The sequence below is a fragment of the Kineosporia sp. NBRC 101677 genome, from assembly GCF_030269265.1.
Taxonomy (GTDB): Bacteria; Actinomycetota; Actinomycetes; order Actinomycetales; family Kineosporiaceae; genus Kineosporia; species Kineosporia rhizophila.
Genome location: NZ_BSTA01000013.1, coordinates 138,785 through 154,212, shown reverse-complemented (window position 1 = coordinate 154,212; position 15,428 = coordinate 138,785). Strand labels below are relative to the sequence as shown.

Below are 15,428 nucleotides of genomic sequence, written 5' to 3'. Positions count from 1 at the left end.
TCTAGGCGGGTTCCGGGGAACGCGACCTTGTGGGGTGGAATGTCCGACGTCCGTCAACGCCACCCCGCCCCCGGACGCCCGGGGCGGTCACGTGAGGACGCACCCGGCGCCCCGGTCGTCTCCACCGGCCGTCGCGGCAGCCACGCCACCGCGCACGGCCAGGGCTTCGCCTGGGTGATCAGCTGGACGATCCTCGGTTCGCTGCTGCCCGGCAGCGGGCTCCTGGCCGCCGGGCGGCGCCGGGCGGGCGGCTTCCTGCTCGGGCTGACCGCGGCCGGCGGCCTGGCCCTGGGCTGGCTGGCGCTCGGCGACGACCCGCTGGAACGCGTCCAGACCCTGGTGATCGCACCCGGGCGCCTGGTCGTGGCCACCGTGTCGATCGCCGTGATCGCGACGCTCTGGGTGCTGGCCATCCTGCTCACCCACGTCCAGCTGCGCCGTTACGCCAGCCTGGGCGGCGGCCAGCGGCTGTTCGCCTCGCTCGTGGTGGTGGCCCTGGTCACCGCGGTGGCGATGCCCGCCTACGAGGCCGGCCGCTACGCGCTGATCGGCCGCGACCTGGTGGACACGATGTTCCGGCAGACGGTCGACACCGAGACCAGCACGGCGCTGACCGAGACCACCGAGGCCGACCCCTGGGCCGGTACCCCGCGGATCAACGTGCTGCTGCTCGGCTCGGACGCCGGTGACTCCCGGATCGGGGTGCGCCCGGACACGATGATCGTGGCCAGCATCGACACCCGGTCGGGCAACACCGTGCTGTTCAGCCTGCCCCGCAACCTGAAGAACGCCCCCTTCCCGTTCGGCACCCCGGGCAACAGCGCCTGGCCGGACGGGTTCAACTGCTACGGCGACCCGTGCATGCTGAACGCGGTCTGGACCTGGGCCGAGGGTGCGGGCTCGGGCTACGACCGGTTCCGCAATCCGGGGCTGGCGGCCACTCAGGACGCGATCGAGGGCGTGACCGGCCTGAAGATCGACACCTACGCGATGCTCAACCTCAAGGGCTTCGCCGAGTTCGTCAACGCGATCGGCGGGCTCGAGGTGAACGTGCGGGAGCGGCTGCCGATCGGGGGCGACGGCAATCCCGAGTCGCCGATCTACCACAAGGCCACCGGCGGCTGGATCGAGATCGGCGAGAACCAGCACCTGGACGGCTACCACGCCCTCTGGTTCGCCCGCTCGCGCTGGGCCAGCGACGACTACAGCCGGATGCAGCGCCAGCGGTGCGTGATCGCCGCCTTCGTCGACCAGGTCGACCCGGTGACCGTGGCCCTGCAGTTCCCCCGGCTGGCCCGGGCGGCCAAGCGGAACATCACCACCGGCATCCCGCGTCGCGACCTGGACGCCTGGGTCGAGCTGAGCCGGCGCGTCCAGGGCGCGAAGGTGACCAGCCTGCCGTTCACCAAGGCCGTGGTCGACGTGACCGCCCCGGACTTCGACAAGGTGCACAAGCTGGTGAAGCGGGCGATCGCGAGCTCGGAGCGGGCCCCGCAGGAGCCCACTCCGAGCGCGTCACCCGGGCCGTCCCGGCCGAAGAACCCCTCGGGGCAGCCGAAGGCGGCCAACCCGAACCGGGCTCAGGACGTGGACGCGGTCTGCTGAGCCGGGCTCAGGCCGAGGCCGCCTTCTGCACCTGGACCACGTCCAGCGCCCCCTCGGCGTACCGGGCCCGCAGCACCTTCTTGTCGAACTTGCCCACGCTGGTCTTGGGCACCTCCTCGACGAAGGCCCAGCGCTCCGGCACCTGCCAGCGGGCGACCCGGGCCTGCAGGAAGTCGCGCAGCTCCTCGACCGCGGGCGTCTGCCCCTCGGCCGGCACCACGATGGCCAGCGGGCGCTCGCCCCACTTGTCGTCCGGCACCCCGACCACGCTGGCCTCGCGCACCGCCGGATGCGCCATCAGCTCGTTCTCCAGGTCGATCGAGCTGATCCACTCGCCGCCGGACTTGATCACGTCTTTCGCCCGGTCGCTGATGGTCAGGTAGCCGTCCGGGGTGAGACTGCCGATGTCACCGGTACGCAGCCAGCCGTCGTCGAACTTGTCGGCCGAGGCCGGGTCGTCGTCGCGGAAGTAGGAGCCGGTGATCCAGGGCCCGCGCACCTCGATCTCGCCCACCGCCTTGCCGTCCCAGGGCTGCGGACTGCCGTCCGGGCCGATCAGGCGGGCGTCGACGTGCAGGGCGAGCCGGCCCTGGGAGTGCCGGTAGTTCCAGTACTCCTCGCCCTCCACGCCTTCCGGGGCAATCGCCACGGTGCCCAGCGGCGAGGTCTCGGTCATGCCCCAGCCGTGCAGCAGGGTGACGTCGTAGCGCTCATGGAAGGCGTGCATCAGCGCGGGCGGGCAGGCCGAGCCGCCCACGATCATCCGGTCCAGGCTGCTGACGTCGACCTCGGGATGCCCGTCGAGGAACTCCAGGAGCCCGGTCAGCAGGGTGGGGACCGCCCCGCCGCAGGTGACCTTCTCGCCCTCGATCATCCGGGCCAGGGGCTCGGGCTGCAGGAAGCGGTCGGGCATGATCAGGCTGGAGCCGGCCATCATCGCGGCGTAGGCCAGGCCCCAGGCGTTGGCGTGGAAGAGCGGCACGATCGCCAGCGCCCGGGAGGAGTGGGTGAGCCCCAGGCCGTTGGCGCCGGCGCAGAAGGTGGCGTGCAGCAGGTTCGAGCGGTGCGAGTAGACGACGCCCTTGGGGTGCCCGGTGGTGCCGGAGGTGTAACACATCAGCGTGCCGTCGTTCTCGTCCAGCTCCGGCCACTGGAAGGTGTCGGGCTGGGCGTCCAGCAGTGCCCGGTAGTCGTGCACCTGGCGTTTACCGCCGCCGGCGAGCGCCTGTTTCACCTCGTCCGGCACCGGGCCGTTGACCACCACGTGCTCGACCAGCGGGGTGTGCTCCAGCAGCGCCGAGAACGGCTGGGCCAGGGAGTTGTCGACGAAGACGACCTTGTCCTCGGCGTGGTTGACCACGTAGACCATCTGCTGCGGGAAGAGCCGGATGTTGATCGTGTGCAGCACCGCCCCGGCCGCCGGAACACCCAGGTAGAGCACCAGGTGCTCGACGTTGTTCCACATGAACGAGCCGACCCGCTGGTCGCCCTCGACCCCGAGTGCCCGCAGCGCGTGCGCCAGCCTGCGGCAGTCTTTCGCCACCTCGGGGAACGACTGCCTCCGAGGGCCTTCCGCGCCCCAGGTGACCACTTCCGACGCGGGGTAGACGGTGCCCGCGTAGTCGATGATGCGGGAGGTCATCAGGGGAACGTTCTGCATGGTGCTGCGCACACAAATCACCTCGTCGTGACGTGGGACACATCGGTGTGTTGCCCAACGGTCACGACCAGGTGGGGGTTTCCCCAAATGCGGAGATCAGCCGTTCCACTGATCGATGACCGGGGTCCCACGATCCCAGCCCAGCACGCTGAGTGTCGAGGTGTGCAGCGCCAGGTGAGCGGCCAGCGAGGCGTCCTGCCCGATCCAGCGGGCGGCCAGGATGCGCAGGTAGTGGGCGTGGGCCACGACCACGGCGCGGGTCTGCGCCTCGCGCCGCACCCGCTCGATCACGAGGTCGGCCCGGGCCGAGACCTGTTCCAGGGTCTCCCCACCGGGCACCGGGGAGGTCCAGATCGACCAGCCGGCCACCTGCTCCTGGATCTGGGCGGTGGTGATGCCCTCGTACTGCCCGTAGTCCCATTCCTGGGCGTCGGGCTCGGCCTTGGGGTCGAGTCCGGCCAGTTCGGCGGTGCGCCAGGCCCGCTGCAGCGGGCTGGACAGCTGGAGGTCGAAGTGGACGTCGGCCAGGCGAGGAGCGAGCTTGGCGGCCGCCGCCTCGCCCTCGGGCAGCAGCGGGATGTCGCTGCGGCCGGTGTGCCGGCGGTCGCGGGCCCACTCGGTCAGCCCGTGCCGGATCAGCCAGAGTTCAGGTTCATGCAAGGTCACAGGCGTGATCCTCACACGAGCGGGAGCCCGTGCTGCGGATCAGGGCCGTAGCGAGGAGACGTCCGGTGGCTGTCTGGGCGTGGCCGGTGGGGCCCCTCGTAGCGGTGTTTCTACGTGGGGCCACGCCGGACGCGTCCAGGCGGCCACCGGGCGCCCCGCAGTAGGTCATGGTCCGCAGCACGGGCTCTTACACCGGCGCGAGGACGGTCCCGACGATCTGGCCGACCTGGCCCACCCGCCACAGCTCCGAACGGTGAAAGTCCAGACCGCGGGAACGCACCAGGACCAGAGCCAGCGGACCGGGGCCGATCGGGACCAGCGCGGTACCGCTGTAGGGCTCGGCCGCCCCGGGCGCAGTCATCCGCACCGTGGCCAGACGCAGCGGTGAGGTGAGGGCGACGTGTTCCGGACCCGGGCTGGCCACGCTGACGGTGAGCACGGAACTCACGGCGGCCAGGTCGGAGCCGTACTCCACCAGGGCGGCCCACTCCGCCCCGAAGCAGTGGGGTGCACCGTCGACCAGGGTCTGCAGCCCGCGCTCGGGCCGGGAGAGCACCTGGTCGATCAGGCCGAGGTCGGCGTGACCGGTGACCGGGGGCGCCGGATGCTGCACGCCGGTCACCGCCACCCCGGCCAGGGCGTCCAGCGCAGTCGCCACCCGCTCCAGGTGGGCGGCGTCGCGGACCTGCACGAACACGTCGTCCAGGGCCCGGCCGGACTCGCTCTCGAGCACGTCGATCTTGACGATGTCGGCCCCCACCGAGCCGATCGCCGAGGTGACCCGCCCCAGACTGCCGGGCCTGTCCGGGACGCCGAACCGAATCCGAGCGAGCAAGCCGGGCCTCCTGACGGCCAGGTGGAATGAGACGGACAGAATTCCACACGGCGACCGGCCGCAGACCCCGATGCAGCGCAGATCACGCACCCCGGAGAATGCGGCGGATGAACGCGCATCGCCCTGGTGAGACCCCGGCCGAACGGGCCGACCGCAACTTCGTCGACCTGCTGCAGGAGCTGCGGGTCACCCAGACCGGGGTGCAGATCCTGTTCGCGTTCCTGCTCACCCTGCCGCTGCAGAGCCGGTTCGAGGACCTGGACCGCTGGGAGCGCAACGTCTGGGTGGCAGCGCTGCTGCTGGCGGCCGGGGCCACCGTCTGCCTGATCGCACCGGTGGCCTACCACCGCGCCCTCTTCGGCCGCCGGCAGAAGGCTCAGGTGGTCCTGGTCGCCTCCCGTTTCGCCATCGGTGGCCTGTTCTTCCTGGCGCTGGCCATCTGCTGTGCGGTGGACTTGGTCCTCGACCTGGTCCTGGGGCGGTCGACGGCGCTCGTGATCACCGGTGGTCTGGGAGTGATCCTGCTCGCGGCCTGGGCGCTCTTCCCGCTCCTGGCGCGCTCCGGCAGTGCGCCCGGGGCGCAGGCGGGGGAAGGCGAGGGCGAGTCGCCCCACCAGGACCACTAAGCTACTGCCGTAGATACGCGTCGGCCCGGAGGTGGTCACCGTGACGGGGCCGGACGAGGTTCATGCCCTTGATCGCTCGAGTCCCATGCCGCTCTGGGCGCAGCTCCAGCAGGAGCTCACCCGCCGGCTGCAGGCTGGTGCGTTCGATCAGGAGTTCCCGGGCGAGCTCGAGCTCGTCGAGGCCTATGCGGTCTCGCGGTACACGGTGCGCGAGGCGCTGCGCCGGCTGCGCGAGTCGCGGCTGATCGACTCGGCCAAGGGCCGGGGCTCGTGGGTGCGTCGCGGCGGTGACTCCAACCCGCCGCTGGGCAGTCTGTACTCGCTGTTCCGGGAGGTCGACGCGCAGGGCATCCTGCAGCGCAGCATCGTGATCGCCCAGGAGATCGTCACCTGGGCGGCGGCCGCCGAGGAGCTCGGCCTGGAGCCCGACGTGCCGCTGTTCCACCTGGAGCGGATGCGCCTGGCCGACGAGCTGCCGATGGCCCACGACCGGGTCTGGATCCCGGCCGAGGTGGCCAGCCCGCTGCTCGAGGTCGACTTCACCGTCTCCGGCCTGTACGACGAGCTGGCCGCCCGCTGCGGGGTCTCGATGGCCGGCGGGCGCGAGCGGATCGGCGCGATCATGCCCACCCAGCGCGACCGGGAACTGCTGGCGGTGCCGCCGGACGTGGCCTGTTTCCAGATCGAGCGGGTCAGCACGGTGCAGCAGCGGCGCATGGAGTACCGGCACACCGTGGTCCGCGCCGACCGTTACTCGGTGCTCGCGGAGTGGTCGCCGCAGGGGTACACGGTGGCGGCGGAGCCGCTCGACGGGCCGCCCAAGGCCTCCTCGGAGTCCTGAGAAAAACAAACTATGGACGTCCGTCCCGGGTCCGCGACAATCGTCCCCAATTGTTCGGTGAGACCTTGGGGAGACCGCGAGTGACGCTGTCGTACACCTTCTGGCACCGCCCGCAGAACGGCATCTCGCCCGAGGGTTACGAGCGTGACCTGGCGCTCTTCCACGAGCGCCTGGCCATGCTGGGCGCCGGGCAGGTCCCGGGCTACCTGGCCTCGTACACCCTGCGGGTGCCGCCCCTGCCCTGGCAGAGCACCCCGGGTTACGAAGACTGGTACCTGATCGACGGCTACGCCTCGCTGGGCGTGCTCGCCGAGGCCGCGGTGGACGAGACGCGCCTCGAACGGCACGACGCCCTGGCCGGCGCGGTGCTCGACGGCACCGGCGGGCTCTACGGGCTGCGCGCCGGCACCGCTCCCCCGGTGGAAGGTGCCTGGGTGGGCTGGGGGCGCAAACGCGCCGGAGTGAGCTACGCGGAGCTGTTCTCCGACCTGGAGGCCCGGGTGGATACGGGCTCGCTCACCGCGGTCTGGCAGCGCCAGCTCGTGCTCGGCCCGGCGCCAGAGTTCCGGCTTGAGGGTCCGGCTCCGGTCACCGTCGCCGGTCTGGAGCCGGACACCTCGCTCGCCGTGTCAGTCGTCTCGGTGCTCGCCTGACCGCCAGCCGTAGGGTGCGGCCAGCTCGTCCGCGGCCTCCGGCCCCATGCTGCCGGGGGCGTAGGGCTGCGGCTGCGGCCGGTCCCGCAGGATCGGGTCGACCACCCGCCAGGCGTGCTCCAGCCCGGTGCTGCCGGTGAAGAGCGAACGGTCGCCGGTGAGCACGTCGTACAGCAGCGCCACGTAGGGCGGCAACGGATCCGCGTCCTGCACGTCCTGCAGTTCCAGCCGCTGCCGCACCTGGGCCAGCTTCAGCCCCTCGCCCGGGCGCTTCAGCACGAAACCGGCCTCGAGCGAACCGGCCCCGGCCAGGGACAGGTCGATCGTGCTGGGCTGCTCCGGAGCCGGCAGCGGGCCCTCGACCGGCCGCAGGACCAGGCTCACCCGCTGCTCGCTGATCCCCAGCTTCTTGCCGGTGCGCAGCAGGAACGGCACGCCGTGCCAGCGGTCGGTGTCGACCCAGAGGCGGACCGCGCAGAACGTGTCGGTCTGCGAGTCGTCGGCCACCCCCTCGATCTCGCGGTAGCCCTCGAACTGGCCGAGCACCACCTCTTCGGGCTTCAGCGGCCGGAACGCCGCGATCACCGACTCGCGGGCCTGCTGCAGGTCGTCGGCCCCCAGGCTGAGCGGCGGTTCCATCGCCACCTCGGCGGCGACCTGGATCAGGTGGGTGACCACCATGTCCATCAGGGCGCCGGTGGCGTCGTAGAACTCCGCCCGGTTGGCCACGTCCAGCGTCTCCGGCACGTCGATCTGCACCGCGGCCACGTGCTCGCGGTGCCAGATCCCGGCCATGGTCTGGTTGGCGAACCGCAGCACGTGCAGGTTCTGGGTGGCCTCCTTGCCCAGGAAGTGGTCGATCCGGAAGACCTGCTCCTCGTCGAGGATCTCGTGGACCACCGAGTCGAGCTGCCGGAAGTCGTCGGGCGAGGTGCCGTAGGGCTTCTCGAACACCACCCGGGCCCGGTCGCTGAGCCCGTGCTTCTTCAGCGCCCGGGCGGTGGACTCGAAGGCCTTGGGCGGGATGGCCAGGTAGTGCACGAAGTCCGGCTCGGCGGTGTCGTCCAGCTCGTCCTCGACGTCGCGGATCACGTCGAGCAGGCTGCCCGGGCCGGTCTCGTCGAACCCGCCCCCGGCGAACAGCAGGCGCCCGGCGAACTCGTCCCAGGAGGCCTCGTCCACCTCCGGGCCGTACTCGTCGAGGGCGGCGCGCACGTCCTTGCGGAAGTCCTCGTGTGCCACGTCGCCCCGGCCGTTGCCGATCAGGCGCCACTGCGGCGGCAGCAGATTCTTCTGCGCGAGGGTGTAGAAGGCGGGCAGCACCATCCGGGCGGCAAGGTCGCCGGTGGCACCGAACAGGACAAAAATGGTCGGTGACTGCGGGGATTCGGTCACCCGCCGATCCTCACCCCAGATCCGGAACCTCGCCATCCGTGTGTGCCGACCGTATTGTCGCGGTTGTGCATGCATGGGGGCAGGTTCGTGGAGTCAATCTGGGCGGTCTGCTGGACCTGAGGCAAGGGGTCCGGCCGGGCTGGGAGCTGCGGCCGGAACACCTCGACGCCATAGCGGCGGCGGGTTTCGACTGCGTGCGCCTACCGGTGCGGTGGTGGGACGAACCCCTGGGCAGCCTCGACGAGGTGGTGCGCTCGATCACCGAGCAGGCGCTGGCCCGCAATCTGGCCGTGGTGCTCTCGATGCACCATGCCGACGGGCTGATGCAGGGCGAGCCGGGCGCGGCCCAGAAGCTGGTGGGGCTGTGGGCGCACCTGGCCCGTGGGTTCGCGGACCAGCCCGACGCCCGCTTGGCCTTCGACCTGCTGAACGAACCCCGCGACGCGCTCACGCCGAGCGGCTGGAACTCCCTGCTGCCAAAGGTTCTGGAGGCAGTTCGAACCGAGGACGGGTCGCGGCCGGTCATCGTCTCGGGTGCCCGGGCCGGCGCGCTGGCCGGCCTGCTGGAGCTGGACGTGCCGCGCGACGAGCACCTGGTCGCCACCCTGCACTACTACGAGCCGTTCGCCTTCACCCACCAGTCGGCCCACTGGGAAGAGGGCGCCGACGCCTGGGCCGGTACCCGCTGGCTGGGCGGGGAGTCGAACGCGCGCGGCAACGGCTGGCCGGGCGGGCCGCACTGGGCCGATGCCGAGCGCGACCGGCGGGCCGTCACCAACGATCTGTCCCGGGCCGCCGCCTGGGCCGCCGACCGTGGCCTGCCGGTGGTGATCGGCGAGTTCGGCGCCTACGAGAAGGCTCCTTGGGCCGACCGCATGGCCTGGACCGGCTGGGTGCGCTCGGAGTGTGAGCGGCTCGGCCTGGGCTGGGTGCACTGGGACTTCGCCACCGACTTCGGCGTGTTCGATCCCGCCGCCCAGATCTGGCGTGCAGACCTGCTGAAGGCCCTGCGAGGCGCCTGACTGCCACTCCTCAGGATCGTGCACAATCAGACATTGATTGGATCCCAAGGAGGCGTCGGCATGGTTGCGCAGCAGGACGAGCAGGCCGCGGAGCAGAACGATGGACGGGTGGCGGCCGGGCGGGCCCGCGACCGGGCTGCGGTGGTGCTCGCCTTCGTGAGCGGCGCTACCGACGCGATCGGCTTCCTCGCCCTGGGCGGCACCTTCACCAGCGTGATGACCGGCAATTTGGTGCTCTTCGGCACCGGTCTGGCCCACGGTGAAGCGGACGTCTGGGCCCACGCCCTGGCCGCCATCGCCGCCTTCGTGGCCGGTGCGGCGATCGGCACGCGGGTGGCCGGCACCTCCTCGGCGGCCGACCCGGTCTGGCCGGCGGCGGTGAACCGGGCCCTGCTGGTGGAACTCGTGATCTTCGCGGTCTACGCCGGCTTCTACTGGGGCAGCGGCAACCACCCGGAGGGTCTGCTGATGGCCGCCCTGCTGGCGCTGAACTCGTTCGCCCTGGGCCTGCAGAGCAGTGCGATCACGCGCTTCGGGGTGTCCGGCCTGTCCACGACCTACATGACCGGCACCCTGACGACTCTGGTCGTCCGACTGGCCTCCGGACGTCCTCTGAAGGATGTCTCGCACAGCGGCACCCTGCTCATCGCCCTGGTGGTCGGCGCCGCCGTGGCCGCCGCCCTGCTGGAGTGGGCCGAGGGGCTCGTGCCGGCGCTGCAACTGGGCGGGGTGGCCCTGGCTCTGGGCCTGGGCGTGTGGACGACCCGCCGGCACGGTCAGGCGCCCCGCTAGATTGATCTCATGGGCGAGTTCAAGCTGACCCCGCGGGTGCGGATCGCGATCGCGGTCTGGCTGGCCGTTCTGGCGGTTCTGGTCGTGGTCACGGTGCTGACCGAAATCAACAGCACGGTCTCCGGCGGCCTGCTGGGAGCCTGGTGCGGCGGTGCGATCGCCGTGGTCATGGTGATGCGCGAACGGGCCAAGAAGGCGGCCCCGAGCAAGCTCGACCGGGAGCGCTACGGCCGGCGGTGACCGGATCGTGACTGCCACCGGCCGGTGACCAGCAGGTAGATTGACGGCATGACCAAGGAACAGCGTCTGAGGATCATCTTCTGGTCCGTCCTGGGTTTCCTTGGCTTCGTCCGGGCCGTCCTCGGCGCGATGCACGGCAACCTGCTGGGTTTCGTGATCGGCCTGCTCTGGCTCGGGGTCTGCGGCTGGAAGGCCTGGTCCGAGGCCAAGAAGATCGACGAGCAGAACCTCGGGCAGGTCCGGATGCGCAAGCAGCCGGACCGGCCGGCCAAGACCAAGGCCCGGCGTAAGTGACCCTCAGCCGGCCCGGCGCGTCACCTCGGCGCTCATCGAGCTGAACACGGCCGGCAGGTCGGAGGTCACCCCGTCGACCCCGGCCGCGACCAGCTCGCCCGCCCGCTGCGGGTCGTTCACCGTCCAGGCCATCACCTTGCCCAGGCGCTGCAGACGCTCGATCGTGCCGTTCGGTCCCGAGGTGAGCAGCGGGTGCCGGACCGTGACCGCGTAACCGGGCGCCGCGTCGTCCTCAAGCAGTCCCTTCAGAGCCCACGGGTGCGCCACGCTGCGCCAGGTACGGAAGCCCTCACGCTCCAGCTCCTCCATCGAACGCCAGTTCTTGCTGCTCACGTAGCACCGGGCCGGGTCCAGGCCGAGCGTCAGCAGCTTGCGCACCAGCCGGAACGCCTCGGTGCCGCGGTCGCACTTCAGGTCCAGCAGCATCTCCACCCCGGACGGGAGCAGCTCGGCGACCGCCGCCAGCGGCGGGCCCACCGGGTGCCGGCCGAACATGAACCGCAGTCCGTCGTGCCGCAACCAGGGCACGCTGGTCAGGAACGGGATGTCGTGCGAGAGCACGATCTCGTCGTCGGCGGCCAGCATCAGGTCCACTTCGAACACGTTCGCGCCGGATGCCACCAGGGCCTCGCAGCTCGTCCGGTCGGCCGGGGTGCGGTGCGCGATCATCAAGGGGGACGCCACAAACCCGATTATCGGTGACATCCCACGGAGGCCGTCAGACGCCCGGGGGTTACCAGTACCCAAAGCTTGTCGGTATCAGAGCTTGACTGGTGCGCCGCGTCCGCCGAAACCCACGACATGCCCTTGTCCCTGCGTCGCGCCCGGCCCCCAGGGCCGCCCCGGCCGGAGCAGGTGCGCAGGTACAGCCGAGCCGTGCGGGTCGCCCTGCTGGTCCTGCTGGTGACGGCCGCCGCGACGCTCTGGCTGGGGTACACGGCCGAACGGGGGGCCACGGCCGAACGGGAACTGGCCCTGATCACCAGCGCGGTGCACGCCCAGGACGCGATCCGCTGGCGCACCGGGGCCGGGCAGATGACCGAGGAGGCCGCCCGGACCTGGACCCGGGACAGTCAGGAGGACGTTGCCCAGCAGATCTCGCAGCTGTCCGGGCCGGGGCTGGACCAGGACCGGGTGAACGAACTGCTGTACGCCCACCACGACTACGCCCGGGTGGTGGAGCGGGAACTGGGCGAGACCGACTCGGCCGGGGCCGACCCGATGCTGGACACCATGCTGACCCGGCTTCAGGAGCTCACCGACTCGGTCGGGTCGGCCGCCACTCGGGCCCGGTGGCTGAGCGACGGTGCTCTGGTGGTGGCGTTCGCGGCGGCCGCCGTGATGATCGGGCTGCTCGGCAGCGGCCGCCGGCTGGGCCGGGTGCTCCAGGAGCAGCAGGAGCGGATCGCCGAACGCAACCGGCTGATCGCCCAGGAGTCCTCGAACCTGATCGCCGTGGTCCGCCGGGACGGCACGACCACGTTCCTGACCCCCACGGCCGCGCGTGTCCTGGAGGTCCGGCCGGACGATCCGGAAACCGGTGACAGCGTCCTGCGCCGGGTCCATCCGGCCGACCGCAGCACGCTGCTGACCAGCCTGGTCAGCGTGCGGCCGGGCGACGGGGTGCTGCGCACCGAACTACGCATCCAGGCGGCCGCCCACCAGAGCGGGGAGAAGGACGACGAGGGCCTGTGGCGCACCTACGAGGTCTCGCTGCGCGACCACACCGCCGTCCCCGACCTGGCCGGGGTACTGCTGACCGCCAACGACATCACCCAGCAGCGGGAGCTGCAGAACGAGATCCGCCGCCGCGCCCTGCACGACGACCTCACCGGCCTGCCGAACCGGGCCCTGCTGACCGACCGCACCCAGCAGGCGCTGCGCGACGGCGCCCGGCACGGGATCCGGGTCGGCCTGCTGATCTTCGACCTCGACCGGTTCAAGGAGATCAACGACACCCTCGGCCACCACTACGGCGACGAGCTGCTGATCCAGGTCGGCCGGAGCCTGGAGCGGGCGCTGCGCGGGGTGGACACCGTCGCCCGCCTCGGCGGTGACGAGTTCGCCGTGCTCCTGCCCCAGGTCAGCGATCTGAACGGGGCCTGCGCGGTGGCCTGGAAGCTGCACGACGCGCTGGAGGAGCCGTTCGTGGTGGAGGGCGTCGAGCTGGACGTCGAGGCCAGCATCGGTGTGGCCGTGTCCGACCCGGCCGGCGAGGACTCGGCCGCGGGCCTGCTGCAGCGCGCCGACGTGGCGATGTACGTGGCCAAGGGCCGCAGCACCGGGGTGGCCGGCTACGACCCGCGCGACGACGTGAACACCCCCCAGCGCCTGGCCCTGCTCGGCGACCTGCGCCGGGCCCTCAGCAACGGCGAGCTGTACCTGGTCTACCAGCCCAAGGTCTCGCTCACCGACGGCGAGGTGCACTCGGTCGAGGCCCTGCTGCGCTGGAGCCACCCGGAACGGGGTCTGGTGCCGCCGGACGCCTTCATCCCACTGGCCGAGAACACCGGCCTGATCGGGGCTCTCACCCGGCACGTGCTGGACCTGGCGCTCACCCAGGCCCGGGTCTGGATGGACGCCGGGGTCCCGCTGCGGATCGCGGTGAACACCTCGGCCCGCAACCTGCACGACGACGAGTTCGACCGGACCGTGCGCAGCCTGCTGGCCAAGCACGGGGTGGACGCCTCCCTGCTGCTGCTCGAGGTGACCGAGAGCGCCCTGATGGCCGACCCGGTCCGGGCCAAGCAGCTGCTGCAGCGCCTGGCCGCGCAGGGCATCACCATCTCGATCGACGACTTCGGGGCCGGCTACACCAGCATCAAGCAGCTGCGCAGCCTGCCGATCAGCGAGCTCAAGGTGGACCGCTCGTTCGTCCAGGCGATGGAACAGGACGAGGGCGAGGAGCTGATCGTGCGCAGCGTGGTCGAACTCGGCCGCAACCTGGGCCTGACCACCGTCGCCGAGGGCGTGGAGAACCCTGAGACCCTGGTCAAGCTGGTGAGTTTCGGCTGCGACACGGCCCAGGGCTATCTGCTGGCCCGGCCGATGCCGGCCGAGGACCTCGACCGCTGGCGCGCGGAATGGCGCGGGCTGGAACTCATCTCGGCCCCCTGAAGGACCGGTACAGCCCTTCCCGGGCCGCGGCCGGCCGATCTTCGGCGCTGGGCGGCGGCGTCACCGTGACGCCGGTGTCGGTCAGGATCGAAAGGTCCAGCTCCCAGGGGTGACTGGAGCGCCGGTAGTACTGCTCGGTGGCCACCTCGATCAGGATGCCCACGTCACTGGCGCTCAGCCCCATCACCTTCTGCAGGTGCGCACGGGCCTCGGAGGCCCGGCCCCGGATCCCGGCCAGGCCGTAGTGGGTGGTCGTGTGGCAGTCGCTGCACAGGCAGATCAGCCGGCCGAGGCGCTGCACCCGGGTGGGCTCGTCGTACGTCCAGCGCTCGTGCACCTCGAGCCAGCGTCGCCGGCTCCGGTCCTCCGGGGCACCGCAGGTCTCGCAGCGCTGACCGGCGCGGGCCGTGACCATGCGGCGGATCCGCTCCCAGTCGCGCGGGCTCACGCACGAGCGCACATTGGTGAACCAGCAGGTCGAGGGCACCATGTCGACGAACAGCCCGGCCCCCAGCGAGCGGTCCTCGCCGGGCAGCAGGTCGGGCAGCGGTTCGGCCGCTGTCCAGCGTTCCAGCTCGCCCATCCCGGGCCGCGGCGCGTACCAGGACCGGCGGCCCGTGTCCCAGCGCGCTCCCGCCGCCTTGGCCTGGTCCTTCTCGTCGAACGGCACGTCCAGCCAGATGCGCTCCACGCCCCCATCGAATCACGTCCAGCATCCGACAAGCCGCACTGTGAGCGCTTGATCACACTACGCTGTGAGCCGCGCAGACGAAGATCATTCAAGGAGACCTGTCATGCCCTTCCGCGAGACCGCCCCCTCCGGTGCCCCGATCTGGTTCGACCTGAGCAGTTCCGACCCGGAGCGGATGCGCGACTTCTACGCCGGCGTCTTCGGCTGGACCTACGAGGTCAGCGGCGACGAGTTCGGCAACTACGTGATGTTCCGGCACAACGGCCGGGACGTGGCCGGACTGGGCGCCAAGCAGCAGCCCGACCAGCCCGACGCCTGGATGATCTACCTGCAGACCGACGACGCCGACGCCACCGCGGTCAAGGTCCGCGAGGCCGGCGGCACGGTCGTGATGGACCCGATGGACATCGCCGACCTGGGCCGGTTCCTGATCGCGGCCGACACCTCGGGCGCCCTGGTGGCCGCCTGGCAGCCCCGGCAGCACCAGGGCACGCAGATCTGGAACGAGGACGGGGCCCCGTTCTGGGTGGAGATGCACGCCACCGACTACCCGGCCGCGGTCGAGTTCTACAAGTCGGCCTTCGCCTGGGACACCGAGATCACCGGCGACAGCGACGACTTCCGCTACACCGTCCAGATCGCCGACGGCGTGCAGGTCGCGGGCATCATGGACGCCGAGTTCCTGCCGCCCGGGGTACCTGCCAACTGGCACTTCTACCTGGGCTGCGACGACGTGGACGCCACCGTGGCCAAGATCGTGGAGCACGGGGGCAGCGTGAACATGAGCCCCGAGGACACGCCGTTCGGGCGGCTGGCCGGAGTGGCCGACCCGGGTGGCGCCGGGTTCATGCTCAGTTCGCTGTCCGACTGGAAGAACGCCTGATTGAAGACGTTCGTGGGCCTCTGGGCGGGTCGGTGAGAGAGGCATCGTGATCGGGAGTAGGGAAAGAGGCACTCCAACGGACCATCATTAACGGATAGTCACCGGACG

16 protein-coding genes are annotated in these 15,428 nt (G+C 71.1%); 10 read left to right on the top strand and 6 right to left on the bottom strand.

Annotation, left to right across the window (positions count from 1 at the left end; translation table 11 throughout):
* Window positions 1-39: 39 nt before the first annotated feature.
* Window positions 40-1,605: an LCP family protein gene (locus QSK18_RS30490; RefSeq protein WP_285626317.1), complete on the top strand. Its 1,566-nt coding sequence runs from the start codon at window positions 40-42 to the stop codon at window positions 1,603-1,605.
* Window positions 1,606-1,612: 7 nt separating this feature from the next.
* Here QSK18_RS30490 and QSK18_RS30485 read toward each other — a convergent pair whose 3' ends face one another.
* The 3 genes from QSK18_RS30485 to QSK18_RS30475 all read right to left on the bottom strand — a co-directional run bounded on the left by QSK18_RS30485 (window position 1,613) and on the right by QSK18_RS30475 (window position 4,766).
* Window positions 1,613-3,277, bottom strand: coding sequence for a long-chain fatty acid--CoA ligase (locus QSK18_RS30485; protein WP_232811627.1), 1,665 nt, complete (start codon window positions 3,275-3,277; stop codon window positions 1,613-1,615).
* An 84-nt stretch (window positions 3,278-3,361) separates the two neighbouring features.
* On the bottom strand, window positions 3,362-3,931 hold the full coding sequence (locus QSK18_RS30480; RefSeq protein ID WP_232811626.1) for a histidine phosphatase family protein: 570 nt from the start codon (window positions 3,929-3,931) through the stop codon (window positions 3,362-3,364).
* 187 nt (window positions 3,932-4,118) lie between these two features.
* Window positions 4,119-4,766 carry an ACT domain-containing protein gene (locus tag QSK18_RS30475; RefSeq protein WP_285626314.1) on the bottom strand — a complete coding sequence of 216 codons (648 nt, stop codon included), beginning with the start codon at window positions 4,764-4,766 and terminating at the stop codon, window positions 4,119-4,121.
* A 107-nt stretch (window positions 4,767-4,873) separates the two neighbouring features.
* On the opposite strand from QSK18_RS30475, the gene QSK18_RS30470 reads away from it, so the two are divergent.
* From QSK18_RS30470 to QSK18_RS30460, 3 genes are all read left to right on the top strand, one after another.
* A complete protein-coding gene (locus tag QSK18_RS30470; protein ID WP_232811624.1) occupies window positions 4,874-5,392 on the top strand; it encodes a DUF6328 family protein in 519 nt (172 codons plus the stop codon).
* A gap of 40 nt (window positions 5,393-5,432) precedes the next feature.
* Window positions 5,433-6,233 carry a GntR family transcriptional regulator gene (locus QSK18_RS30465; RefSeq protein WP_232811623.1) on the top strand — a complete coding sequence of 267 codons (801 nt, stop codon included), beginning with the start codon at window positions 5,433-5,435 and terminating at the stop codon, window positions 6,231-6,233.
* 80 nt (window positions 6,234-6,313) lie between these two features.
* Window positions 6,314-6,886, top strand: a complete 573-nt coding sequence (locus QSK18_RS30460; protein WP_285626308.1) for a hypothetical protein — start codon at window positions 6,314-6,316, stop codon at window positions 6,884-6,886.
* Here the strand turns inward: QSK18_RS30460 and QSK18_RS30455 are convergent.
* Window positions 6,863-8,281 carry a glucose-6-phosphate dehydrogenase gene (locus tag QSK18_RS30455; RefSeq protein ID WP_232811621.1) on the bottom strand — a complete coding sequence of 473 codons (1,419 nt, stop codon included), beginning with the start codon at window positions 8,279-8,281 and terminating at the stop codon, window positions 6,863-6,865. The two genes, QSK18_RS30460 and QSK18_RS30455, sit on opposite strands and share 24 nt — an antisense overlap.
* 65 nt (window positions 8,282-8,346) lie before the next feature.
* On the opposite strand from QSK18_RS30455, the gene QSK18_RS30450 reads away from it, so the two are divergent.
* Genes QSK18_RS30450 through QSK18_RS30435 form a run of 4 tightly spaced genes read left to right on the top strand, consistent with a single transcriptional unit; the run spans window position 8,347 to window position 10,629 of the window.
* Window positions 8,347-9,303 (top strand): glycoside hydrolase family 5 protein, encoded by a 957-nt coding sequence (locus QSK18_RS30450; RefSeq protein ID WP_285626303.1) that lies wholly within the window; start codon window positions 8,347-8,349, stop codon window positions 9,301-9,303.
* Between the two features lie 60 nt (window positions 9,304-9,363).
* On the top strand, window positions 9,364-10,095 hold the full coding sequence (locus QSK18_RS30445) for a DUF1275 family protein (protein ID WP_285626300.1): 732 nt from the start codon (window positions 9,364-9,366) through the stop codon (window positions 10,093-10,095).
* Window positions 10,096-10,104: 9 nt separating this feature from the next.
* Window positions 10,105-10,335: a hypothetical protein gene (locus QSK18_RS30440; RefSeq protein ID WP_232811618.1), complete on the top strand. Its 231-nt coding sequence runs from the start codon at window positions 10,105-10,107 to the stop codon at window positions 10,333-10,335.
* Window positions 10,336-10,383: 48 nt separating this feature from the next.
* Entirely contained in the window at window positions 10,384-10,629 is a 246-nt protein-coding gene (locus tag QSK18_RS30435; protein WP_232811617.1) for a hypothetical protein, read from the top strand.
* 3 nt (window positions 10,630-10,632) lie between these two features.
* Here the strand turns inward: QSK18_RS30435 and QSK18_RS30430 are convergent, their stop codons facing one another.
* Complete coding sequence (locus QSK18_RS30430) at window positions 10,633-11,313, bottom strand: glycerophosphodiester phosphodiesterase (RefSeq protein WP_232811616.1); 681 nt, start codon at window positions 11,311-11,313, stop codon at window positions 10,633-10,635.
* A gap of 117 nt (window positions 11,314-11,430) precedes the next feature.
* On the opposite strand from QSK18_RS30430, the gene QSK18_RS30425 reads away from it, so the two are divergent.
* Window positions 11,431-13,746: a putative bifunctional diguanylate cyclase/phosphodiesterase gene (locus QSK18_RS30425; RefSeq protein WP_232811615.1), complete on the top strand. Its 2,316-nt coding sequence runs from the start codon at window positions 11,431-11,433 to the stop codon at window positions 13,744-13,746.
* On the opposite strand, the gene QSK18_RS30420 is transcribed toward QSK18_RS30425, so the two are convergent.
* Window positions 13,730-14,437 (bottom strand): DUF5710 domain-containing protein, encoded by a 708-nt coding sequence (locus QSK18_RS30420; protein WP_232811614.1) that lies wholly within the window; start codon window positions 14,435-14,437, stop codon window positions 13,730-13,732. The genes QSK18_RS30425 and QSK18_RS30420 overlap by 17 nt on opposite strands.
* 103 nt (window positions 14,438-14,540) lie before the next feature.
* Here QSK18_RS30420 and QSK18_RS30415 point away from each other — a divergent pair, with 103 nt between their 5' ends.
* On the top strand, window positions 14,541-15,320 hold the full coding sequence (locus tag QSK18_RS30415; protein WP_285626283.1) for a VOC family protein: 780 nt from the start codon (window positions 14,541-14,543) through the stop codon (window positions 15,318-15,320).
* Window positions 15,321-15,428: the final 108 nt, after the last annotated feature.